General features: G+C 66.7%; 22 protein-coding genes. 17 read left to right on the forward strand and 5 right to left on the reverse strand.

Features of this window, described 5'->3' with window-relative positions; genetic code table 11:
* The first annotated feature begins 8 nt into the window (after nt 1-8).
* The 4 genes from ACQP0C_RS12345 to ACQP0C_RS12360 all read left to right on the forward strand — a co-directional run bounded on the left by ACQP0C_RS12345 (nt 9) and on the right by ACQP0C_RS12360 (nt 3,396).
* A complete protein-coding gene (locus ACQP0C_RS12345) occupies nt 9-299 on the forward strand; it encodes a DUF503 domain-containing protein (RefSeq protein ID WP_433733054.1) in 291 nt (96 codons plus the stop codon).
* Between the two features lie 35 nt (nt 300-334).
* Complete coding sequence (gene rbfA / locus ACQP0C_RS12350; protein WP_433683780.1) at nt 335-778, forward strand: 30S ribosome-binding factor RbfA; 444 nt, start codon at nt 335-337, stop codon at nt 776-778.
* Between the two features lie 22 nt (nt 779-800).
* A complete protein-coding gene (locus ACQP0C_RS12355) occupies nt 801-1,826 on the forward strand; it encodes a DHH family phosphoesterase (RefSeq protein WP_433734527.1) in 1,026 nt (341 codons plus the stop codon).
* A gap of 124 nt (nt 1,827-1,950) precedes the next feature.
* Complete coding sequence (locus ACQP0C_RS12360; RefSeq protein WP_433733055.1) at nt 1,951-3,396, forward strand: MATE family efflux transporter; 1,446 nt, start codon at nt 1,951-1,953, stop codon at nt 3,394-3,396.
* Here ACQP0C_RS12360 and ACQP0C_RS12365 read toward each other — a convergent pair.
* Complete coding sequence (locus ACQP0C_RS12365; protein WP_433733056.1) at nt 3,389-3,979, reverse strand: nucleotide exchange factor GrpE; 591 nt, start codon at nt 3,977-3,979, stop codon at nt 3,389-3,391. The two genes, ACQP0C_RS12360 and ACQP0C_RS12365, sit on opposite strands and share 8 nt — an antisense overlap.
* Before the next feature lie 104 nt (nt 3,980-4,083).
* Here ACQP0C_RS12365 and ACQP0C_RS12370 point away from each other — a divergent pair, with 104 nt between their 5' ends.
* From ACQP0C_RS12370 to truB, 5 genes are all read left to right on the forward strand, one after another.
* Nucleotides 4,084-5,766 (forward strand): Hsp70 family protein, encoded by a 1,683-nt coding sequence (locus tag ACQP0C_RS12370; protein ID WP_433733057.1) that lies wholly within the window; start codon nt 4,084-4,086, stop codon nt 5,764-5,766.
* Between the two features lie 9 nt (nt 5,767-5,775).
* Nucleotides 5,776-7,899: an Ig-like domain repeat protein gene (locus ACQP0C_RS12375; RefSeq protein ID WP_433733058.1), complete on the forward strand. Its 2,124-nt coding sequence runs from the start codon at nt 5,776-5,778 to the stop codon at nt 7,897-7,899.
* Nucleotides 7,900-8,008: 109 nt separating this feature from the next.
* Entirely contained in the window at nt 8,009-8,965 is a 957-nt protein-coding gene (locus ACQP0C_RS12380) for a metallophosphoesterase family protein (RefSeq protein ID WP_433733059.1), read from the forward strand.
* Between the two features lie 84 nt (nt 8,966-9,049).
* A complete protein-coding gene (gene npt / locus ACQP0C_RS12385; protein WP_433733060.1) occupies nt 9,050-9,721 on the forward strand; it encodes a 4'-phosphopantetheinyl transferase Npt in 672 nt (223 codons plus the stop codon).
* Entirely contained in the window at nt 9,721-10,635 is a 915-nt protein-coding gene (gene truB, locus ACQP0C_RS12390) for a tRNA pseudouridine(55) synthase TruB (RefSeq protein WP_433733061.1), read from the forward strand. The genes npt and truB overlap by 1 nt, the downstream gene beginning before the upstream one ends.
* On the opposite strand, the gene ACQP0C_RS12395 is transcribed toward truB, so the two are convergent.
* The gene (locus ACQP0C_RS12395) at nt 10,607-11,227 is read right to left on the reverse strand and encodes a TetR/AcrR family transcriptional regulator (RefSeq protein ID WP_433733062.1); all 621 of its coding nucleotides are present in this window, start codon (nt 11,225-11,227) and stop codon (nt 10,607-10,609) included. The two genes, truB and ACQP0C_RS12395, sit on opposite strands and share 29 nt — an antisense overlap.
* An 86-nt stretch (nt 11,228-11,313) precedes the next feature.
* On the opposite strand from ACQP0C_RS12395, the gene ACQP0C_RS12400 reads away from it, so the two are divergent.
* Nucleotides 11,314-11,727 carry a DUF4345 domain-containing protein gene (locus tag ACQP0C_RS12400; RefSeq protein ID WP_433733063.1) on the forward strand — a complete coding sequence of 138 codons (414 nt, stop codon included), beginning with the start codon at nt 11,314-11,316 and terminating at the stop codon, nt 11,725-11,727.
* Nucleotides 11,728-11,846: 119 nt separating this feature from the next.
* The gene (locus ACQP0C_RS12405) at nt 11,847-12,269 is read left to right on the forward strand and encodes an EF-hand domain-containing protein (RefSeq protein ID WP_433733064.1); all 423 of its coding nucleotides are present in this window, start codon (nt 11,847-11,849) and stop codon (nt 12,267-12,269) included.
* 23 nt (nt 12,270-12,292) lie between these two features.
* Here the strand turns inward: ACQP0C_RS12405 and ACQP0C_RS12410 are convergent, their stop codons facing one another.
* Nucleotides 12,293-13,075: a metal-dependent transcriptional regulator gene (locus tag ACQP0C_RS12410; RefSeq protein WP_433733065.1), complete on the reverse strand. Its 783-nt coding sequence runs from the start codon at nt 13,073-13,075 to the stop codon at nt 12,293-12,295.
* Between the two features lie 123 nt (nt 13,076-13,198).
* Here ACQP0C_RS12410 and ACQP0C_RS12415 point away from each other — a divergent pair, with 123 nt between their 5' ends.
* The 4 genes from ACQP0C_RS12415 to ACQP0C_RS12430 all read left to right on the forward strand — a co-directional run bounded on the left by ACQP0C_RS12415 (nt 13,199) and on the right by ACQP0C_RS12430 (nt 18,799).
* Nucleotides 13,199-14,164, forward strand: coding sequence for a bifunctional riboflavin kinase/FAD synthetase (locus ACQP0C_RS12415; protein ID WP_433733066.1), 966 nt, complete (start codon nt 13,199-13,201; stop codon nt 14,162-14,164).
* Between the two features lie 169 nt (nt 14,165-14,333).
* The gene (gene rpsO, locus ACQP0C_RS12420) at nt 14,334-14,603 is read left to right on the forward strand and encodes a 30S ribosomal protein S15 (protein WP_433733067.1); all 270 of its coding nucleotides are present in this window, start codon (nt 14,334-14,336) and stop codon (nt 14,601-14,603) included.
* Nucleotides 14,604-15,134: 531 nt separating this feature from the next.
* The gene (locus ACQP0C_RS12425) at nt 15,135-17,408 is read left to right on the forward strand and encodes a polyribonucleotide nucleotidyltransferase (protein WP_433733068.1); all 2,274 of its coding nucleotides are present in this window, start codon (nt 15,135-15,137) and stop codon (nt 17,406-17,408) included.
* Nucleotides 17,409-17,488: 80 nt separating this feature from the next.
* Entirely contained in the window at nt 17,489-18,799 is a 1,311-nt protein-coding gene (locus ACQP0C_RS12430) for a M16 family metallopeptidase (RefSeq protein WP_433733069.1), read from the forward strand.
* A gap of 151 nt (nt 18,800-18,950) precedes the next feature.
* Here the strand turns inward: ACQP0C_RS12430 and ACQP0C_RS12435 are convergent, their stop codons facing one another.
* Nucleotides 18,951-19,280: an ArsR/SmtB family transcription factor gene (locus tag ACQP0C_RS12435; protein ID WP_433733070.1), complete on the reverse strand. Its 330-nt coding sequence runs from the start codon at nt 19,278-19,280 to the stop codon at nt 18,951-18,953.
* A 21-nt stretch (nt 19,281-19,301) separates the two neighbouring features.
* On the opposite strand from ACQP0C_RS12435, the gene ACQP0C_RS12440 reads away from it, so the two are divergent.
* Together ACQP0C_RS12440 and ACQP0C_RS12445 are read left to right on the forward strand one after the other, a co-directional pair.
* Complete coding sequence (locus ACQP0C_RS12440) at nt 19,302-20,567, forward strand: MFS transporter (protein WP_433733071.1); 1,266 nt, start codon at nt 19,302-19,304, stop codon at nt 20,565-20,567.
* Nucleotides 20,568-20,644: 77 nt separating this feature from the next.
* Nucleotides 20,645-22,045: a pentapeptide repeat-containing protein gene (locus ACQP0C_RS12445; protein ID WP_433733072.1), complete on the forward strand. Its 1,401-nt coding sequence runs from the start codon at nt 20,645-20,647 to the stop codon at nt 22,043-22,045.
* Between the two features lie 3 nt (nt 22,046-22,048).
* Here the strand turns inward: ACQP0C_RS12445 and ACQP0C_RS12450 are convergent, their stop codons facing one another.
* On the reverse strand, nt 22,049-23,218 hold the full coding sequence (locus ACQP0C_RS12450; RefSeq protein ID WP_433733073.1) for a hypothetical protein: 1,170 nt from the start codon (nt 23,216-23,218) through the stop codon (nt 22,049-22,051).
* Nucleotides 23,219-23,229: the final 11 nt, after the last annotated feature.

The following is a 23,229-nucleotide window of genomic DNA, read 5'->3' on the forward strand; positions in this document are numbered from 1 at the left end:
AGGCTTGGGTGTACCTGGGTGCACTGGAGTTCGACATCCTGCTCGGAGATGTGCACTCGCTGAAGCAGAAGCGTTCGGTGATCCGGCCCGTGCTGGCCGAATTGCAGCGCTTCGGTGTGAGTGCCGCTGAGGGTGGGGATCAAGACCGCCATCGTCGCTCATTGCTGGGGGTTGCCATGGTCAGTTCCGGGATGGACCATCTGACCGAGGTGCTCGACAAATGTGAACGACACGTCGCGGCGCGTCCGGAGTTAGAGTTGCTGGCAGTGCGCCGCAGGATCTTCGGACCCGAGGACTGACGAGTTCAATAGTTAGTAGTGAGGAGGGTTCAGCCATGGTGGATCAAGCCAGGGCACGCCGACTCGCCAAGCGGATTTCCGCGATCGTGGCGACCGCGATCGAATACGAGGTGAAGGATCCGCGTCTGAATTTCGTGACCATCACTGATGCGAAGGTCACCGGCGATCTGCGCGAGGCAACGGTGTACTACACGGTGATGGGCGAAACCCTCGACGTGGAACCGGATTACGCGGCCGCGGCCGCTGGCCTGGAGAAGGCGAAGGGGGTGCTGCGCTCCAAGGTGGGCGCTGGCACCGGTGTGAAGTTCACCCCTACGCTGGCGTTCGTGCTCGACAAGGTGCCCGACGCCGCACGGGATATGGAGGAGCTGCTGGCCAGGGCGCGGGCCGCCGATGACGCGGTCGCGAAGGTGGCGGCCACTGCCACTCACGCTGGTGCCGCCGACCCGTACAAGGTCGAACGCGAATCCGACGAGTGACGTGCGGTAGGCGATGACGACGATGCCCGCCGACCCGGGTACCAGGGGGGTCGATCTCGATGCGGCGGTCCAGCTCGGACCGGCCGTTGCCGCACTGAACGCGGCCCGTTCGGTCACCATCCTGTGTCATGTGCAGCCCGATGCCGACACCATCGGCAGCGGGCTCGCCTTGGCCTTGGTGCTGCACCGTCGGGGCATTCCGGTCTGGGTGTCGTTCGCCGAACCCGCCGAACTGCCCGCCACGATGCGGACATTGCCCGGCGTGCGGCATCTGGTGCCGCCCGGCGAGGTACCGGCCGAGGTGGATCTGCTCGTCACCGTGGATTGCGGTAGTGCCGGCCGGCTCGGCGCGCTCGCCGATCGATTGGCCGGAGCCCGAACGACTTTGGTGCTCGACCATCACCGCTCCAATACCCGGTTCGGGACGATCAATGTGATCGACGCGGGCGCGGAATCGACGACGAGTCTGATCGCCCGGGTGCTCGATGCCTGGCAGGTGCCGATCGATTCCGAAGTGGCACATTGCCTCTACGCCGGGCTGGTCACCGATACCGGATCCTTCCGCTGGGTGCGTCCCGGGACCCATGAACTGGCCGAACGGCTGCTGGCCACCGGCATCGACGGTGCGGAAATCACCCGGTCGCTGATGGATACGCATCCGTTCGGCTGGTTGCCGATGCTGTCGCGGGTGCTCGCTACGGCGCGATTGGAGCCGGAGGCGGGCGGCGGGACCGGGCTGGTGTATGCCTTTGTGCGCCGTGAGGATGTCGATGGGGTGCGTTCGGAAGAGGTGGAGAGTGTGGTCGATATCGTCCGCACCACTGCCGAAGCCGGGGTCGCCGCGGTGTTCAAGCAATCGCGCACCGTCGCGGATCGGTGGACCGTCTCCCTGCGTTCGCGCGATAGTGCGCCCGGTGCGCAGGACGGCGTCGATGTCGCGACGGTCGCGGCGTCTTTGGGCGGTGGTGGGCATCGGTTCGCCGCTGGGTACACCACGACCGGCACATCGGAGTCGGTAGTCGCGGCACTGCTGGCCGAACTCGGGTGAGCACGGCGGCCGTCGGCTGTCCGGTCGAGCAGTGGCGCGACGCATCGGTCTGTCCGTGCGCACCGTCGTCGAGCTCTCGCTTCGGGGTGGATGGCGATCCGGCGGAGTCGGGCACGGTGCATTGATGGGTGAAACACGGGCCGATTCCTCGCCTGGAGCCGCGGGGGATGGCCTCGATTCGGTGGCGGATCGGATATCGGAGTTTGCGGCTGCCTCGGAGGTCGGCGGGGATGCGCCGGATTCGGTTGGCGCGGTGGGTCCCCGACGGATTCTCGGGCTTGCGCTGCCGACTTTGGGCGTGCTGGTGGCCGAACCCGTCTACCTGCTGTTCGACCTGGCAGTGGTGGGACGGCTCGGGGCCTTGGCATTGGCTGGTCTCGCGGTTGGCGGATTGATTCTGGCGCAGGTCAGTTCACAGCTGACGTTTCTGTCGTATGGGACTACGGCGCGGGCGGCGCGGCGGCATGGGGCCGCTGATGCGCGCGGTGCGATAGGGGAAGGGGTGCAGGCGACTTGGGTCGCCATAATTGCCGGCACGCTGATTCTTGTTGTGGGACAGGCGGTTGCGGTTGCGCTGACGAATGTGATCGCCGGTGGTGCCGATATCGCCGGGGCGGCGCTGATCTGGGTGCGGATCGCGCTGTTCGGTGTGCCGCTGATCTTGATCGCGATGGCGGGCAATGGCTGGATGCGTGGCGTGCAGCAGACGCGTAGGCCGCTACTGTTCGTTATTGCCGGGCTGCTGGTTTCGGGGGTGCTGTGCCCGGCGCTGGTGCACGGGTTGCTGGGTGCGCCGCGATGGGAGTTGGCGGGTTCGGCGGTCGCGAATGCCGCCGGCCAGGCCGTGACGGCCGGACTGTTCCTGAGTGCGCTGGTGCGCGAACGTATTCCGCTGGCGCCGCACTGGTCGGTGATGCGGGCCCAACTCGTGCTCGGTCGTGACCTGATCGCCCGCAGCCTCGCCTTCCAGGCGAGTTTCGTCTCCGCGGCGGCTGTCGCCGCCCGATTCGGTGCGGCGTCGGTGGCCGCACATCAGCTGGTCCTGCAGCTCTGGAATTTCCTGGCCCTGACCCTGGATTCGCTGGCGATCGCCGCCCAAACCCTGGTCGGCGCGGCGCTCGGCGCGGGCGACGCATTCGGCGCGCGCGGACTGGCGCGGCGCATTACTCGCTGGTCGGGTGCATTCGCGCTGGTGCTGGCGGCGGGTTTCGCGGTGGGCGCCAGCGTGATTCCGAAGCTGTTCACCGACGACGCCGCCGTTCTCGACCGCACCCATATCGCGTGGTGGTTCTTCGTCGCCATCATTCCGGTCGCGGGCATCGTCTTCGCCCTCGACGGCGTCCTGCTCGGCGCGGGCGACGCCGCCTACCTCCGCAACACCACCCTCGGAGCCGCCCTGCTCGGCTTCCTGCCCGCCATCTGGCTCGCCCTGATCTTCGATTGGGGTATTGCCGGCATCTGGATCGGGTTGGTCGCATTCATGGTGCTGCGTCTGGTCGCGGTGGTCTGGCGCGCCGAATCCGGTCGCTGGGCCAGAGTCGGCACCGAGATTCCGCGTCAGGTCATCTGACGCGGTCGGCCGCGCCGGATGCCGGGGCCTGGTAGCGGCGGACCACCACACCCGCGGGACGAACGGAGCGACCGGCGACGATCAGGCCCGTCCGGAGGACCGAATCGACGGTGCGATCCAGCTCCGGATCATCGGTCTTCGTGGTGTCCGCGGCCTCCATGGTGAGTGCGTCGAAGGCATCGTCGGCGTGCGGCGTGACCAGACTGCCGCCCCGGCCGATGATGAGTCGTTCGATCCGGGTGGTGATGGCCGCGAAAGCGTCGCGCTCGCGGATCGATTCGGCCGTCGTCGCACAGGTCGCGGTATCGCCGTGCAGGGCGAAAAGTTCGACGATGAGGGGGAGATCGGCACCGGCGCGGTCCCGTTCGGCACGCGCCTTCGCGTCGTCGGTGAGACGTTCGATGGTCGCGGCTTGGCGGGCGATCACGCGGCCCAGGTCTTCGATCCGTTCTCCGAGCCGCGTCTGGGACTCGATCAAGTGCGCGATGGTGTGCGCCGAATTGTCGGACGCCAGAGGTTGTTCGGCCGAGGGTGCTTCGGGCTGTACGCAAGCGTCGGTCGGCTGGGCCGCTGATTCGGTCATAATCGCACCATAACCCGAGATCAGGCCGATTGGATTGGGCGTCAGCCGGATTCGCGGATCGACCGATGCTCCGGTGTCGGATTCGGCTGCTACCATCGCGTCTCATGGGGGTCTACGGGATCGACCTGGGCACAACGAACTCGGCAATCGCGCGGATCGACGCCGACGGTCGACCTGAGGTAATGATCGGTTTGAACGGCGAGGCGACCGTGCCGTCGGTGGTCTTGTTCGCCTCCGCATTCGACCATCTGGTCGGCGAGGGTGCGCGGCGGCAGGCCCGGCTCGATCCGGAGCATGTGTGCGCGCTGGTGAAACGGCGGATGGGCGATACCGATTGGCGTTTCGCCGCGCACGGGCAGACCTGGTCGGCACCCGCGGTTTCGGCGCTCATCCTGAAAAGCCTTGCCTCGGATGCGGAATTCGGTGGCGGCGAGCCGGTGAACCGCGTGGTCATCACCGTTCCCGCCTATTTCGGTGACGAGGAGCGACGGGCCACCATCCAGGCGGGCACCTATGCGGGGTTCGATGTCGCCGGTGTGCTGTCCGAACCGATCGCCGCCGCGCTCTCCTACGGTTTCGGCCGACTCGACGGCAGTGTGGATGTCGGCAGGCAAGGGGCGCGCGAGACGGTACTCGTCTACGACCTGGGCGGTGGTACGTTCGACGCCACTGTCATCGAGTTGGCCGACCGTCGCATTTCGGTGCTCGCGGTCGAGGGCGATCACCAACTCGGCGGTGCGGACTGGGACGAGCGCATCGCGCTGTACCTGTCGCAGAAGTTCTGCGAAGCGAATCCGGATGCCGAAGACCCACTGGATGATTCGGCGGGTTCGCAGATGCTGGTGCTGGCCGCCGAGCGTGCCAAACGCGAGCTGACCGACGCCGACCGCACCGATGTGGTGATCGCGCACGATGGCGCCCGAGCAGTGATCCCATTGACGCGCGATGAAGTCGATGCGATGACGTCCTCGCTGATGCGCCGCACCATCGACCTCACCCGCGACTGCCTGGCCGCGGCGAGTAAGCGCGGTGTCGCATCCGTCGACCGATTGCTGCTGGTCGGCGGCTCGTCACGAATGTCGATGGTGGCACGCGAACTGCACAGGGAACTCGGCCTCGCGGGCGAACTGCGCGATCCCGACCTTTCGGTGGCGCGGGGTGCGGCGCTCTACGGCGAAAAGCTCGAGATGGAGCGCCTGATTCTCGCCGACCTCACCACGCGCGGCCGACTGCGCGACGGCGCGGATATCCACGACGCCGCACCCGTCGATCTGGACCAGTCCATCGCCCGGGTCGCCGCATCCTTCGGCCAGCCGGTCGCTACGGTGCGCCGGATGCTGGAAATCCAGGTCGATACCGTCGTTTCGCGCGGCTTCGGTGTGCTCGCGCTCGACCATCAGTACGGGCTGGCGGCGACCTGGCTGGTGCAGCGCAATTCGACCCTGCCGGTGAAGGTGCGTCGTTCGTTCGGCACTGTGCGCGCGGACCAGGACGAGATCGCGCTGACCATCGTCGAGCAGCAGGGCCAGGCGGCATCGCTGCGGCCCGAGGATACGAAGGTGCTGGTGGAGGGACGCATTCGCGGCATCCCCGCGGGCTATCCCGAGGGCAGTGAGGTGCGGGTGACCTTCGAGATGGGCTTCGACGGCGTTCTGCACGTCACCTGCCATCACGTCGACGCCGATATGCCGCTGACGCTGACCGCGCAGACCGGCGCGACCCTGTCCCAGGCGGATGTGGCACGCGAACTGGATCAGGTCCAGCGCACGCGCCGTCGTGACAGCTGAGCCGCAGCCATGCAGCCGTTCAACCCGAACGACTACCGCAAGCGAGTGCTGGCCGACGTCGAGCGCCGCGGCGGGATCGAGGAGTCGGACCCGTTCGAGCTCTACGACATTCCACTGGAGGAAGCGGAGTCGCTGAGCGATGCCGAGGTCGCTGCGCGGGTCGAGGAGGTCTGGGGCTTCTGGCAGCGACAGCGCGACCATCCGAAGTATCGGGTGCTCGTTGGATTGCTGGTCGACGCGCATCCGAGGTTGTCGCGCCTACTGCTGGATTCCGCGGTGCGTCGGGTGCAGACGGCGCGGGTCCGAGAGGTGCGCGCGCAGCGGGATGCGGATCGGTACGAGATATTGGACGCGGCGATATCGCGCTTGGTGCAGCGGCACGGCGGGGTACCGGCCGGGAAGATTCCCGGACTGGAGGAGATCGGCGCGATGGGCGGGCTCAGCGCCGCTGAGGTCGCGACCAGGCTGCGCAGACATCGGGTCATCGAGGACGAGCCCGTGCCCGTCGCTGTGCTCACCGAGCAGCGCAGACAACAGATTCGGCAGTTGCTCAGTGAATGGGAGCGACTGATCGACGGTGAGCCGACGCCGACGCTGTTCGCGCTGCTGCGCGTCGATCCGTCCAAAGCCGGTCGGTCCCAGGAGATTCGGCTGCGCGCGCAGGCATTGCGCGCACGGTCGCGCGAGCTGCCGCCGGGGCGCATTCGAGTGGTATTGGACGAGTTGCTCATTCACATCCACGATGTGCTCTCCTCGGGTGAGGAGACACTGCGGGAGTATCTTCGCGCGGTGGCCGAGGATGTCGCCGAAGAACTGCGGCCGAAGGTCAGGGCGGCCGTGCTGGTCGAGGATGAGCTCGTCGGCGACGACTTCCGGTATCTGCTCGATGAGGCGATGCGGTTGGGGCTGGATCGGGCCGATGCGACCCGGGTGCTCACCGAGATCGCCACGGAACTCGGTGCGCGAGTGAACAATTCGCCAAGCGGTGTGCCGACGCATCAGAGACCCGAATCACATTCGGGTGCAGCGCCGATAGCGCCCGAACCGCCTCCCAGACTCTGGGAGGCACCGCTGAGGGCGGCTCGGGCGGCGTTGCGCGGTGGTCGCCCGCGGGAGGCCGCGCGGCATGTCGAGGAGGCGCGCCGACTTGTCGGCTCCGATGGGACGGGCCGCACCCCGATTCGTTCGGTATCCGATGAGGTGGACCGGGTACTGACCGAGGCGCAGGAGCGCTGGCGCAGCGCGACTACCGCCTGTGCGGGCAAGCGGTATGCCGAGGCGCTTGCGCACCTGGAGCAGTTGCGGCGCACCGCGTCCGATCTGCTTCCGCCGAACCAGGTGCCGAGCATCGATCAGTTGCTCGCCGAAGCCGGACAGGCCATCGCCGAAGCGGATCGGCTCGTGGCCGCGGCCCAGGCCGGACCGGCCGATGCCAGAATGCCCGGGCTGCTCGCGGCGGTGGCGGTGTGCGCCGATCATGCCGGTGCGGTCGCCGCGCTCGCGGAAACGCCGGTCGAGGCGCCACAGCGGGTCGAGGCCACCCGGCTGGCGAATGGATCGGTACTCGTCGCGTGGTCGCCGTCGTCGACGAATAGTGTCGCCTACCGGGTGACCAGGCTGCAGCCGGACGGTTCGTGGCGGGTCGTCGGGCGCACCCAGGCGACCGAACTCGAGGACGGTGGTGCGCCCGCTGGTGGGCAACCGGTATACGCGGTGGCTGCCGCCGTCGCGGGCCGATACTCCGAGATCACCCGATCCGATACCGGCCCGGCCGTGAAACCGCAAGGCGAACAAGAACAATCGCCACCGGATGACCCGGCGCCGAGCGGCATCCCCGCCGTCAGCGGGCTCGCCGAACAGGCAGGCCTATTGATCTTTACCTGGCCCGTCGGCGTCACCGAGGTCATGGCCGTAGTGCGTCCCGACCAACCGCCGACCACACCGGACGACCCCCTGGCCCGCTCCTGGAAGGTCACGAATATGCGCTACGAAATCGACGGCGGCGTTCGAATTCCGCCCGATATCCCGCGCCCCTGCCATATCGCCATCGCATCCTGCCGCCGCGAACCGAATGGAAAGCTCACTGTCGCGACGGGTTTCGCGGCGACCGCGAGAATCCGCTGGTTCGGATAGCCGAGCGAGCGGATCGAGGCCCGCACCGACCATACGAACGCGGCCGGTAGCGCCCATGATCATCGAGCCGAACGGCGCCACCCCGCGGGGATGTGCCAATGTAGGTGTGGTGATACCCAAGTTGATGGCGGTGAGCGACATTCATGTCGGGCACCAGGGGAATCGGCCGGTTGTCGAGCAGATTCGGGCGGATTCGCCCGAGGACTGGCTCATTGTGGCCGGGGACGTGGGGGAGAAGTCCGACGATATTCGTTGGGCACTGGAGCTGCTGCGCGGCCGCTTCGCCAAGGTGATCTGGGTACCGGGCAACCACGAGTTGTGGACCACGGCGAAGGATCCGGTGCAGATGCACGGCGTCGCACGCTACGAATACCTGGTGTCGATCTGCCGGGACCTCGACGTGATCACACCGGAGGATCCGTTTCCGGTGTGGACCGGCGCGGGTTCGGAGCCGTACGGCGGGCAGGTGACGCTGGTCCCGATGTTCCTGCTCTACGACTACTCATTCCTGCCCAAGGGCACCAAGACCAAGGCCGAGGGACTCGCCCTGGCGCGCGAGCGCAATGTGGTGGCCACCGACGAATACCTGCTCTCGCCGGACCCGTATCTGACACGTGACGCCTGGTGCCATGCCCGGGTCCAGGTGACCAAGCGCAAACTCGACGCGTTGGCACCCGAGACGCCGCTCGTGCTGATCAACCACTTCCCGCTGGTCCGCCAGCCCACCGATGTGCTGTGGTACCCGGAGTTCGCGCTCTGGTGCGGCACCGACCTGACCGCCGACTGGCACACCAGCTACAACGTGGTCTGCTCGGTCTACGGCCACCTGCACATCCCACGCACCTCCTACTACGACGGCGTGCGCTTCGAGGAGGTGTCGCTGGGGTATCCGCGTGAATGGCAGCGGCGCGGGCTGCCGGAGCGCCTGCTGCGCCAAATCCTCCCGACGCCGGAGTATCCGCCGGGCTCGCTGAACAAGTGGGGCGGCCACTTTCAGGTCACCCCCGAGATGGAGGCCGCGGCCGCCGAGATGCGCGAAAAGGCCCAGCGCCGTCGCGGAGTGTGAGCCTGACGGCGCCGTCCCGCCGAAAGGTGCGCCGTGCCTCCCGAGGCGACTGTCGGCGGGGCGGCTCGACTAGGCTCGTCGGTGATGATCGAGAAAATTCTTCCCGCGGGTGTCGCCTCGGCGGAACTGTTGGCGTACCCGGAGGATTTGCAGCCGCATCCGGCGGAGGCGCATCTCATCGAGAAGTCGGTGGAGAAGCGTCGCCGCGACTTCATCGGTGCGCGGCACTGTGCCCGGCTGGCACTGCAGGAGCTGGGTGAGCCACCGGTCGCGATCGGCAAGGGCGAGCGGGGTGCGCCGATATGGCCGCGCGGGATCGTCGGCAGCCTGACACACTGTGACGGCTACCGGGCGGCGGCATTGGGCCACAAGATGCGGTTCCGCTCGATCGGCATCGATGCCGAACCGCACGGCACCCTGCCCGAGGGCGTACTGGATTCGGTGAGCCTGGCGCCCGAACGTGACTGGCTGACCACCGTCGCCGGCTCCGGCCTGCACCTGGACCGCTTGCTGTTCTGTGCGAAGGAAGCCACCTACAAGGCGTGGTTCCCGTTGACCGCGCGCTGGCTCGGCTTCGAGGATGCCCACATCACCTTCACCATCGAAGAGAGCTCCGACGGTGCGGGCTCCGGCACATTCCACAGCCAGATCCTGGTACCCGGCCAGGTCAATGACGGTGGCGCGCCCCTGGTTTCATTCGACGGCCGCTGGATGATCGGTGACGGGCTCATCCTGACCGCGATCGTGCACACCTGATGCCCGACGCGCGGATCGATGCCCTCGGCGGTCTGCTGATCGTCGATAAGGACGGCGGCTGGACCAGCCACGATGTCGTCGCGAAGTGTCGGAAGCTCTTGCACACCAAGAAGGTCGGACATGCCGGGACGCTCGATCCGATGGCCACCGGTGTGCTGGTGCTCGGCGTCGAGCGTGCGACCAAACTGCTCGGCCTGCTCACGCTGACCACCAAGGCCTATACCGCGACCATCCGGCTCGGCCGGGCCACCAGCACCGATGATGCCGAGGGTGAGGTGCTCGCGACCGCATCGGCGACCCATCTCACCGATGCCGAGATCGCTGCGCACACCGCGAAATTGACCGGTGCTATCGAGCAGGTTCCGGCGACGGTCAGCGCGATCAAGGTGAACGGCGAACGCGCGTATGCCCGGCACCGGGCAGGTGAGGAGGTGCGGCTCGCCGCGCGCCCGGTCACCGTCTCTCGCTTCGATATCCTGGCTCGCCGGGATGTTTCGGTATTCGTCGATCTGGATGTGGTCGTCGAATGTTCCTCCGGCACCTACATTCGTGCCCTCGCGCGCGATCTCGGCGCCGCGCTCGGCGTCGGCGGGCATTTGACCGCGCTGCGGCGTACCAGGGTCGGCCCGTTCACCCTCGACCATGCCAGAACCTTGGACGAATTGGCCGCGGCGGCCGAGGCCGAGGAATCGCTGTTGAGTCTGGATATCGACGACGCCATCCGCACCGCGTTCCCGCGCCGCGATATCGACGACGAGCAGACCGAGGATCTGCGCAACGGCCGGTGGCTCGAACCGGTCGGCATCTCCGATGTCTACGCCGCCATCGATCCCGCCGGACGCGCGATCGCGCTATTGCGGGAGAGCGGTAAGCGCGCGGCCTCGGTCATGGTCGTGCGTCCGTCGAATCTGTAACCGCGCCACGCACTTGCGACGCGCCGAGCGGTTCCAACGCGCCGAGCAGGGCGCCGACACAGACATTGCGGAGTTCGGTGCGTGTGCAGGTGCGGTTTTCCAGCCAGTCGACCGACAGGACGCGGACGAAGGTCAGCCAGCTCGTCAGGATCGATGAGGTGAGCTCGCGGGTAGGCCCTTCGACGCCCATCACGTCGAGCAGGCGCACACGAAGTTCACCGAGTTCGCCCGAGATGATCGCCTGGATGGTCGGATCGCCCGCGAGCAGGCGATTGGCGGCGACCACGGTATTGGCATTGGCCTCGAAATAGTCGAAGTGTTCGTCGAGTCCGGCCGCGAGCTGTTCGGGTAGCGGGGTTTCGGTGTCGAGTTTGGTGGCGACCAGCAGCTGATCGGCGGCCAGTTGGTAGACGCCTGCGAAGAGCTCGCGTTTGGTCGGGAAATGGCGGTAGAGCAGGGCGCGCGAGACCCCGGCCGCGGCCGCCACGTCCTCCATCAGCACCGCGTCGTAGGCGCGTTCGGCGAACAGTTTCGCTCCCGCGTCCAGCAGGAGGCGGCGGCGTTCGTCGGGGGCGAGGCGGCGGCGGGTCACCCCTCGAAGCTTAGTTGACGTATGTCTACTAAGAGTCGTAGGGTCTGGCTTAGTAGACAAACGTCTACTAGCGAGAGGAGGAATTCATGGCCACGGCACTCAAATGGCTGTCCATGGCAATGGGCATCGTCATCGTGGGTATCGGCATCTTCCATATGGCCGCCGGTATCGACGGCATCCCGGATATGGGCTCCTCCGGCGTCACCGCCGACAGCCAGACCCGCTTCTTCGGCGGTATCTTCATCGGCTACGGCGTTGCCTGGGTCTGGGCCGCGCGCCAGGTCCCCATCTCGGCACTGGCGGTCCGCTGGCTCGCCGGAATCTTCCTGCTCAGCGGCGTCGCCCGCCTGATCTCCGTGGCCGTCTACGGCTGGCCGCACTGGTTCCAAATCGTGCTGACCGCAATCGAATTCGCGCTACCACCGATCTTCTTCTGGCTCGCCACCGCGGACGAAAATCGCGCCGCGCTCGGTGCCGAGCGCCTTACCGCCGCACGCTGAATCGACACACGTCGGCTGGAGTCGTTCGCTGGCACGGCAATCCGTACAGTGGGCCGTGGCCGTGCGCAGCCGTGTGCTGCGGCGGCCGCGATGGACAGTGCGGAGAAGGCGGTGGGGCAATGAGTGAACAACCCGTCGACACGTTCGAACTCTGGGATCGCGACGGCGACGGTCTGGTGTCGGTCGAGGACATCACCACCGGAATCCGTTCGCTCGGACTGGAAGTCGATGACGAGGCGGTCGAACGCATGGTCGCCGCCGCCGATACCAACGGTGACTTCCTGGTCTCCCGGGCCGAATTCGACGCCGCGCTGGTCGGCGGGCGTATCGAGGTCACCGATGCCGATGCGGCCTTCCGGGTCTTCGATATCAACGGCGACGGCAAGATCTCGGTCGCCGAACTCGAATCCCTCATCCGCCACGTCGGTGCGGGCCTGATCGACGAGCCCGCCGAGGCCCTGCTCGCGGCGGCGGATACGGACGCCGACGGCTACCTGTCGCCGTCCGAATTCCGTGCGCTGCTGGACTCCCTGTCCCGCTGACTTTGCCGCACCTGCCGACCCGTTCAGTCCCGGGTGCTGAGCCAGATGGCCTCGGCCGCCGGGCTGCCCAGGTCGATGGTTCGGTCCGCGATGCGAATCGCGATGGTGCCCGCGAAGTCTCGGCGTTCCACCACCACGATCGGGGTGTCCAGCGCGATGCCGACGGAATCGAAGTAGCGCAGCATATCCGGATCCGCATCGGAAATCCGTGCGACATGGCCGGATTCACCCGCGCGGAAGTCGCTGAGCTGGCGGGCCGGTGGAGTGGGCACCGCGCCGTCGGCCGACGGAATGGGATCGCCGTGTGGATCCCGGTCCGGATAGCCGAGTTTCGCGTCGATGCGCGCCATCAGCAGTTCGGACACCGCGTGTTCGAGCACCTCGGCCTCATCGTGCACCTCGTCCCAGCCGTAGCCGAGTTCATTGACGAGGAAGGTTTCGATCAGCCGATGCCGACGCACCATGGCGACGGCGGCGCGGCGGCCGTGTTCGGTCAGGGTGATGGATCCGTACCGGGCGTGTTCGACGAGGCCCTGATCGGCCAGCTTTCGGACCGCCTCGGAGACGGTGGAGGCCGAGACGCCGATCCGTTCGGCGAGCAGCTTCGTCGATACCTTTTCCTGCGACCACTCCCGAGCGGTCCAGATCACTTTCAAATAGTCCTGGGCGACCGAGGTGAGCTCCGGCGCAATCGTTGCGGTGCTGCCGTGGGGGCCTGTGGTCTCGGTCGGCTGCGCTGCGGTGTCGGCCAGCTCGCGTCGGGTTGCGATGTCTCGTTTACCGGGCACATGTTCGAGCTTATGCATATGAAGGCCGATTCACACATCGCGCCACCCGAGTTCACCGGGTGTACACGAGCGGCGCGCGATCGTGTGCGGATCGGCACCTCCGAATACTGTTCGCGACCTGTTTTGCGTAGGCTGCGCACTGTGCAGAGATGGCGAAGTCTCGACGACGTACCCGCGGACTGGGGGCGGTGCGTGCTCACGATCGGCGTATTCGACGGTGTGCATCGCGGCCACGCGCAGCTGATCAGCAGGGCGGTGAAGTCCGCTGCCGCCCGGGGAGTTCCGGCAGTGTTGATGACCTTCGACCCGCACCCGATGGAAGTGGTGCGTCCCGGCTCGCATCCGGCGCAGCTGACCACCCTGACCCGGCGTGCGGAATTGGCCGAAGAACTCGGCGTCGACGTGTTCTGCGTGATGCCCTTCACCCAAGAATTCATGAAGCTGACCCCGGCGAGCTACGTGCACGATCTCCTGGTCGAGCGGTTGCATGTGGCCGAGGTCGTGGTCGGTGACAATTTCACCTTCGGCAAGAAGGCCGCTGGCACCATCGACACCATGCGCGAACTGAGTGAGCGCTTCGGCTTCGAGGTCGACGGTGTGAAGTTGCTCAGCGAGCACGCGGTCACCTTCTCCTCGACCTACATCCGCGCCTGCGTCGACGCGGGCGATATGGCCGCGGCCGCCGAGGCGCTCGGTCGTCCGCATCGCGTCGAGGGCGTGGTCGTGCACGGTGACGGCCGCGGCCGCGAGCTCGGATTCCCGACCGCGAATATCGCCCCGCCGATGTATGCCGCCATCCCCGCCGACGGGGTGTACGCGGGTTGGTTCACCGTGCTCGGTCCCGGTCCCACCATCGGCACCGTGACGCCGGGGGAGCGGGCCATGGCCGCGATCTCGATCGGCACCAACCCCACCTTCTCCGGGCGGGCCCGCACGGTCGAGGCCTACGTCCTCGACCGGGAGGCCGATCTGTACGGCCAACATGTCGCTGTGGATTTCGTCGAGCACCTACGCGGGATGCGCAAGTTCGACTCCATCGATGAGCTACTCGAGGCCATGGGGCGTGACGTGGAAAACGCCCGCAAGGTCCTGACCACCATCGACTGACGCTCCCAACAGCGAATGTGCTCGCGCGATCCGGTTCGGCGCACTGAATTCGGTACGGCGAACCGAATCCGGTAAGGTGGATCCTCGGGTTTGCTGCGGTCCGCGGCGGCACCCGGCCGGTTGACCGGAATCCTCGAGCGCGGAACTGAGAAATAGGAGTGGATGCCCCATGGCGCTGACCACCGAGCAGAAGTCGACGATTCTCGCCGAGTACGGCCTGCACGAGAAGGACACCGGATCCCCGGAGGCGCAGATCGCGCTGCTGTCCAAGCGGATCGCCGACATCACCGAGCACCTGAAGAAGCACAAGCACGACCACCACACCCGCCACGGCCTGATGGCGCTGATCGGTCGTCGCAAGCGGCTGTCGAAGTACCTCGCGGACAAGGACATCCAGCGCTACCGTTCGCTCATCGAGCGCCTCGGCCTGCGGCGGTAAGATTTGCCGCGCCTTCGGCGCGGCGTGTTCGCGGCCCCCTTGGTCTCGCGTCCGAGTCGTCGAGACTCGCGCCTGCGGCGCATGCGCTTCGACGACTCGGACGCGAGACGGGCCGCGAACGGTCGCTCGTAAGACTCGCTCCGTGATGGCAGGGTCGGGTGGGAATCCTCTCGACACGCTGCATACCAGAGGTGGTCGATCAGGTAGCCGACGGGGAGACGTACAATCTCCCCGTTGGCTATTTGTGTATGAGGGGTGTACACGCCCCGTTTGCACGACAACATTGCACAGCCGTATGCACCCGCCCGCGTGGCGTCGGTCTTCGGTAGTGGCCTCCCGACAGGCGCGATGCCGTCGGCGGGCTTCGATCGATGACCGCCTCCGCGTCGCCGTTTCCAAGGGGATTCGGCCGGGTGTGCGCGTCGCAGCCAGGAGGGTTGCCGCGCGTCCGTATCCGGTACGGCTGACGACAGCTGGATCGCGCCCCGATGGCGCTCGATCCAGCGAAGACGAGAGGTTGAGAGCAGAAAAATGTCAGAGACAACTACATCGTCGGCCATCGAGGTCGAACCCGGTGTGTTCGAATCCGTCGCGCTGATCGATAACGGCACCTACGGAACCCGCACCGTACGTTTCGAGACCGGCCGCCTGGCTCGTCAGGCCGCCGGTTCGGTCGTCGCCTACCTGGACGACGAGACCATGCTGCTGTCCGCGACCACCGCGGGCAAGCACCCCAAGGACCAGTTCGACTTCTTCCCGCTGACGGTCGATGTCGAAGAGCGCATGTACGCCGCGGGCCGCATCCCGGGTTCGTTCTTCCGCCGGGAGGGCCGCCCCTCCACCGACGCGATCCTGACCTGCCGCCTGATCGACCGTCCGCTGCGTCCGTCCTTCGTCGACGGCCTGCGCAATGAGATCCAGGTCGTGGTGACCGTGCTGAGCCTGGACCCGAACGATCTGTACGACGTCGTGGCCATCAACGCCGCCTCCGCGTCCACCCAGATCGCGGGCCTGCCGTTCTCCGGCCCGGTCGGCGGCGTGCGCGTCGCGCTGATCGATGGCCAGTGGGTCGCGTTCCCGACCGTCGAGCAGCTCGAGGGCGCGGTCTTCGACATGGTCGTCGCGGGCCGGGTCGTCGAATCCGGCGACGTGGCCATCATGATGGTCGAGGCCGAGGCCACCGAGAAGGTCATCGAGCTGGTCGAGGGCGGCGCGCAGGCGCCGACCGAGGCCGTGGTGGCGCAGGGCCTCGAGGCCGCCAAGCCGTTCATCGCCCGCCTGTGCAAGGCACAGCAGGATCTGGCCTCGCTGGCGTCGAAGCCGACCGAGGAGTTCCCGCTCTTCCCGCCTTACGAGGCCGATGTCTACGAGGCCGTCGAGGGCACCGCCAAGCGCGAGCTGGGCGAGGCGCTGAGCATCGCGGACAAGCAGGAGCGTGAGGCGAAGATCGACGAGATCAAGCTGGATGTGCTCACCCGCTTGGCCGACGATTTCACCGGTCGGGAGAAGGAGCTGGGCGCGGCATTCCGCTCGGTCACCAAGAAGCTGGTGCGCCAGCGCATTCTGTCCGACGGCTTCCGCATCGACGGTCGCGGTCTGGCCGATATTCGCGCCCTGTCCGCCGAGGTCGCGGTGATTCCGCGGGCCCACGGCTCGGCGCTGTTCGAGCGTGGCGAGACCCAGATCATGGGCGTCACCACCCTCGATATGGTGAAGATGGCCCAGCAGGTCGACTCGCTCGGCCCGGAGACCTCCAAGCGGTACATGCACCATTACAACTTCCCGCCGTTCTCCACCGGCGAGACCGGTCGCGTCGGTTCGCCGAAGCGTCGCGAGATCGGCCACGGCGCGCTGGCCGAGCGGGCCCTCATCCCGGTGCTGCCGAGCCAGGAGGAGTTCCCCTACGCCATCCGTCAGGTCTCGGAAGCGTTGGGCTCCAACGGTTCCACCTCGATGGGTTCGGTCTGCGCCTCGACCCTGTCGCTGCTGAACGCCGGTGTGCCGCTGAAGGCGCCCGTCGCCGGTATCGCCATGGGCCTGGTATCGGACACCATCACGAACGACAAGGGCGAGGAAGAGGTCCGCTACGTCGCGCTGACCGATATCCTCGGCGCCGAGGATGCCTTCGGCGATATGGACTTCAAGGTCGCTGGCACCCCGGACTTCGTCACCGCGCTGCAGCTGGACACCAAGCTGGACGGCATCCCCTCGCAGGTGCTGGCCGGTGCGCTGAGCCAGGCGCACGACGCCCGCACCACCATCCTGGAGGTCATGGCCGAGGCCATCGCCACTCCGGACGAGATGAGCCCGTACGCACCGCGCGTCACCGCGATCAAGATCCCGGTCGACAAGATCGGTGAGGTCATCGGCCCGAAGGGCAAGGTGATCAACCAGATCACCGAGGAGACCGGCGCCAATATCTCGATCGAAGATGACGGCACCGTCTACGTCGGTGCGACCAATGGCCCCGCGGCGCAGGCGGCGATCGACCAGATCAACGCCATCGCGAACCCGCAGCTGCCGAAGGTCGGCGAGCGCTTCCTCGGCACGGTCGTCAAGACCACTGCCTTCGGTGCGTTCGTCTCGCTGCTGCCCGGCCGCGACGGCCTGGTGCACATCTCCAAGCTGGGCAACGGCAAGCGCGTGGCCAAGGTCGAGGACGTGGTGAACGTCGGCGACAAGCTGCGCGTGGAGATCGCCGATATCGATAACCGCGGCAAGATTTCGCTGGTCCCCGTCGACGAGAACGCCGACGAGCCCGCGGCGGCCGACTCCGTTGATGCGGGCCCGGCGGAGACCGAGTAGTACTTGTCTCTGTGACGAAGAAGAAGACGGCAACCCCTCTGCTCCGCGGCGAGCAGGGGGGTTCGTCTCTGGAGCTGCGGATGGATCAGATGCGGGGCAGCGACTCCGGAGTACGGCGCACCGTGTTGCCCGGCGGGCTGCGCGTGGTCACCGAACATGTGCCCGGTGTGCGTTCGGCATCGATCGGTGTGTGGGTCGGGGTCGGCTCGCGCGATGAGGGAGCCAGTGTCGCGGGCGCGGCGCACTTTCTAGAACACTTGCTGTTCAAGGCAACTCCGACTCGCTCGGCGCTGGATATCGCGCAGGCGATGGACGCGGTCGGCGGCGAGCTCAACGCGTTCACCGCGAAGGAGCAGACCTGCTACTACGCCCACGTCCTCGACGAGGATCTGCCGCTGGCTGTCGATATGGTCTCCGATGTCGTACTCAACGGCCTGTGCCGGGCCGAGGATGTGGACGTCGAACGGCAGGTGGTGCTCGAGGAGATCGCCATGCGCGACGACGATCCGGAGGATCTGGTCGGCGACGCATTCCTGTCCGCGCTCTTCGGTGATCATCCGATCGGGCGTCCGGTGATCGGTTCCATCGAAACCGTCGAGGCGATGAATGCCACGCAATTGCGCGGTTTCCATCTGCGTCGCTACCGGCCGGACCGGATGGTCGTCGCGGTCGCGGGCAATGTGGAGCACGACCACACCGTGGAACTGGTGCACCGCGCGTTCGGCCCCCGGCTCGATCCGTCCGCCGAACCCGCCCGCCGGCGGGAGGGCCGGTTTCGACCGCATAGCGTGCCGCAGCTGCACTGGAGCCACCGCGATAGCGAACAGGCGCACTTGGCCTTCGGCGTGCGTGCCTTCGGGCGACACGAGGGGGAGCGGCGCTGGCCGCTGTCGGTGCTCAATACCGTCGTCGGCGGCGGGCTGAGTTCGCGTCTGTTCCAACGCATTCGGGAGGAGCGCGGGCTGGCGTACTCGGTGTACTCCAGCGTGGACACCTTCGCCGATACCGGTGCCTTCTCGGTGTACATCGGCTGCCAGCCGGAAAACCTGGGCAAGGTGGCGTCATTGGCGCGCGGCGTGCTCGAGGAGATCGCGGCCAACGGGATCACCGATGCGGAATGCGCGCGCGCCAAGGGGTCGTTGCGCGGCGGACTGGTACTGGGACTGGAGGATTCGGCGTCGCGCATGAACCGGATCGGTCGCAGCGAACTGAGTTACGGCAATCACCGCAGCGTCTCGGAGACATTGGCCCGCATCGATGCGGTAACCACCGAGGAGGTTTCGGCAATCGCCCGCACACTGCTCGCGCGGCCGTTCGCGGCTTCGGTGGCCGGGCCGTACCGGAGGACGCGGGAATTGCCCGCCGCGGTGCGGCGATTGGTCGAGAGCTGAAGTAGATCTCCTGGGGCCGGAGTGATTCGCTCCGGTCTTCGATCTGCAAATGTGGGTCCGCGATCACGTTTCGACGCTTGTGCGGTTGGCGCGGCGCTCTATGGTCAGCCGTGGTGTCGGAAGCGACGACCGGCGGTCGGCCGACCACGGATCAGTCGCCGCAGGCGCGATTGGCGGCGTCGACGATCGAGGGCAGCAGGCCCGGCAGGGCATTGTCGAGATCCTCGGAGCGCAGGCGCTGGCAGGTCTGGCCGTCGATGATCAGGCGCTCGATGACACCGGCTTCGCGCAGAATCTTGAAGTGGTGGGTGGCGGTCGATTTATTGATCACCTCGTAGAGCGCACCACAGCGCACGGCGGTGCCCGCATTGCTGAGTCGGCGCACCATCTCCAATCGCACCGGATCCTGTAGTGCTCCGAGCACGGCGGGTAACGGGGCAACCGGCGGTGCCTCGGTGGCCGATTCCTTAGTTTCGGTCATGATCTACCTCACAGTGGTTTGATGACCATCGTACCGGCTGTATCGTCTCTATGGTTCGATCATCATCAAACTTACCTGATCGGGGTTCCGATGGCAGCGACAATGACGGTGGCGGCCGACCAGCAGACCTCTCAGCGCTGGGCCTACGCGCTGATTCTGGCCGCGAGTGGCGTGGCGCTCGGGGTCTCGGGGGTGCCCGCGCCGCTGTACGGCATGTACCAGAAGCAATGGCATTTCTCGCCGCTGACGACGACATTCGTCTTCGCGGTCTACGCATTCGCCGCGCTGGCCGCGGTGCTGGTCTCCGGGCGTATCTCCGATGTGGTCGGCCGCAAACCGGTGCTGCTCGGTGCGTTCGCGACCATGATCGTCGGGCTGGTGGTCTTCCTGCTGGCCGACAATGTCGCGATGCTGTTGGTGGCGCGAGCGCTGCACGGACTGGCGGTCGGCTCGACCGTGGTGGCGGGTGCCGCGGCGCTGCTCGATCTGCGTCCGAAGCACGGTGCGCGGTCGGGGCAGCTCAGCGGCGTTGCCTTCAATGTCGGTATGGCCGTGGCGATTCTGGGATCGGCGGTGCTGGCGCAGTACGCACCGCATCCGCTGCGCATGCCCTACGTCGTGATCACCGTGGTGTGCCTGCTCATCGGCCTAGGCGTCGTCGCATTGCGCGAACCGCATACCGCGCGGGTGGCCGGACGCATCCGGATCGCGAAACCGGCAGTGCCGCAGGAGATTCGCGGTGACTTCTGGTTCTCGGCACTGGGCGTCATGGCGGCCTGGTCGGTGCTCGGTGTGCTGCTGTCGCTGTATCCTTCGCTCGCTTCGGCGGAGACGGGCATTCACAATCTGGTCTTCGGCGGCGCGGTCGTCGCCTCGACCGCGGTGGCCGGTGCCATGGCTCAGCTGTTCGCGACCGGAATTCCGGCGCGGCGCGCGGCGATCGGCGGCGATACCGGTATGGCGGTGGCGCTGGTGTTGACGGTGCCCGCCTTGCACACCGGCAACTGGGTTGTGGTGCTGCTGGCCGGAGTGTTGCTCGGTGCGACCTTCGGGCTCGGATTCGGTGGTTCGCTGCGGCATCTGTCCGAGGTTGTGCCGCAACACAAGCGGGGCGAGACCATGTCGGCGTACTACCTGCTCGCCTACACGGCCATGGCACTGCCGACCATCCTGGCCGGATGGGCGGCGACCGAGTGGGGGCTGAGCGAGGTGTTCCCGTGGTTCGTCGGCGCGGTCGCCCTCGCCTGCCTGGTGGCCGCGGGGCTGGGGCTGCGGCGCAGTCGGTAGTCGAAAACACAAGGGGGACAGACTCGGCCGATCCCCATCCGGTAGTGGGCGAGCGACAATCCGGCTACCATGCGTTGATGCGATGGGGGCGGTTGAGCGACCGACTACACCGCGCGGCACTGTTGCTCGCGGTGTTCGGTGCGGTGGTCGGCGGATTGGTGATCGCCGGGCTGACCTGGTGGTTGTTGTGGTGGTTACTGGGGGCGAAGGCCGAGACCCCGAATCAGTTGGACCTCACCAAGATCGCGCTATCGGTGGCGGCCGGAGTTGGCGGGGCGGTCGCGCTGGTGGTGGCGTATCGGCGGCAGCGGGATCTGGAGCGGGGGCGGTTCGCGGAATTGTTCGGGGCGGCGGCCCGGCAGTTGGGGGATGTGGATGCGGCGGTTCGGATCGCCGGGGTCTATGCGATGGCGGGGGTGGCGGACGAATTCTCGGCGCCGAGTCGAAGACAGCAGTGCATCGATGTGTTGTGCGGGTATCTGCAGCTGCCCTACGATCCGGCCGATGGGTCGAATCATCTTGTCTCACGGGCCGAGTCGGCGGACGAAGCCGGGGTCAAGGTCGAGCGGGTCTACGAATTCCGGCGCAATGATCGGGAGGTGCGTCGCGCGATCGTGCGAGTGATCGCACAACACCTGAAGCCGTCGGCGGAGATCTCGTGGTCGGCGTGCACACTCACCTTCAATAGGGCGGTCATCGAGAAAGCGGACTTTCGGTATGCGGTGTTCGGTGGACGGCATACGTCCTTTGCCGGGGCGACCTTCATCGGACCGACCACCTTCGAGTTCGCGAGCTTCGCCGGTCTGCATCTGACCTTCCGCGGCGCGACCTTTCGGGATGGTCCGGCGCTGTTCGATCGAGCGGCGTTCGGGTCGGATCGCAAGGAGAATCGTGAACCGGCAGGTGTCGGCACCACCTTCGCCGAGGTCACCTTCGAAGATCCGGCGTCGTTCGAGGGCGCGACCTTCCGCGGTCCGCGCACCGACTTCAGCGGCACCCGCTTCCTCGGCGCTCGAACCTCGTTCCAGGACGCGAAGTTCCGGGCCGAGCTGACCTCGTTCGAACGCGCCGCCTTCGATGGTGACCACATCGCCTTCGACCGCGCCGAATTCACGAGTCCCCGTGTCACGTTCAAAAGCGCACAGTTCTATGCCACGCTCACCGCTTTCGACGAGGCCAGAGTGGGCGCGCCGCATCGATTGCGGAACCGAGGCACCCGCGAAACGGTCTTTTCGCGGGCGGAGTTCCACGGTGGCATCAGGTTCCCGCGGACCGTGTTCGGCGGCCGCATGGTCGATTTCACCGAAGGCGACTTCTTCGGCGATATCTCCTTCCTCGGTACCCGTTTCACTGCCCAGGAGATCCACTTCGATCGCCCGAAGGCCTGGGTGGGCACGCAGTTCGACTGGGATGACGTGCCCACCCGCAAACCGATCGGCGTCAAACCCAATCCCTGGCCGCCGACCGCCGCGGGGTGATGTTCAGCCGACCCGGGCGTAGGGCTTCACGGTGGGCCAGGACTGCGCGTTCAGGTGTCCCAGTGTGTATTTCGCGAGCAGATCGTCGGCGATCTTGCGTGCGATCAGTTCATAGACGGCTTCGGTCGGATGCGCGAGATCACTGGTGGTGAGGCAGCGCCGAATCGCGGGTCTTATGGTGTCGGTTTCGCCGCGGTAGAGCACGGGGACGCCGGGGAGCTGGGCCAATTCGGTGAGTTCGAACGCCGTCGCGTTGTCGGCGACGTAGCGCATCCACTCGTACATCCCGACCAGACCGACATTGGCGGGTTTCGCGCCGGGGCCCAGGGACAGGTCGTGCTCGGTCATCGGCCAGTGCGTGGTGACGAATTCGAGTACCTCGTTGAATCGCAGGGTATTTCGCTCGAATCGATCCACCAGCTTGCGCTTGCCGTCGGCGATCTGATCCTTGAATCGCACCGAGATGGTCGGGCTCGGCAGGTTGATGAGCAGGAAGTGCTCATGATCGCGCGAATTCGGGAAGGCGTTGACGATGCGGTCGGCCTGCTCCTTGATCTCGGCGACGATCGGCGTGATACCCGTCCCGGCATCCGGGTCTATCCCGGCCTTCTGCTGCAGTTTCTCCTTCGCCGAGATGTGCACCTCGTACACGCCGCCCGGCGCGCCGGACATATTCGTGCCCTCGGCGCGTTCGGCGGTCACGATATCGTTCAATCCGATCCAGACAATGTGCAGCGTGTCGCCGGTGTACAGGTCGCCGAGCGCGCGGCGGGCGTCGATGTACTTGCCGACCTCGGTCTTCAGATAGCCGAGCGCGCCCGCCTTCGGCTTCCAGTCGGATGCGGCGATCGCACCGCCCTCGGCGTAATTCGCATAGCGCAGCGGCGTTGTCGCGGTGGTATCGGTGCGCAGCAGCAGCGAATGCCGGGTCAGGCTGCGGTGCGGTTCGGTCGCGTCGTAGGTCGTTTTCACGTTGTCCTGCAAGAGCGAATCCGCGCCGGTCCATTCGACCAGGAAGTCGGTCCAGTTCCGGCCGTCGCTGTAGCGGCCGATGTCATTGGTGCGCATCGCCTCGATGGCGCGCGCGAACATGCCGGTGGGGGCCTCTCGTTTGATGCCGATATCCGACAGGCTGTCGCCGAGAATGATCAGATTCTGAATCGGGATGGGCATGGGATCCTCGC

Source organism: Nocardia sp. CA-129566 (assembly GCF_050956075.1).
Lineage (GTDB): Bacteria > Actinomycetota > Actinomycetes > Mycobacteriales > Mycobacteriaceae > Nocardia.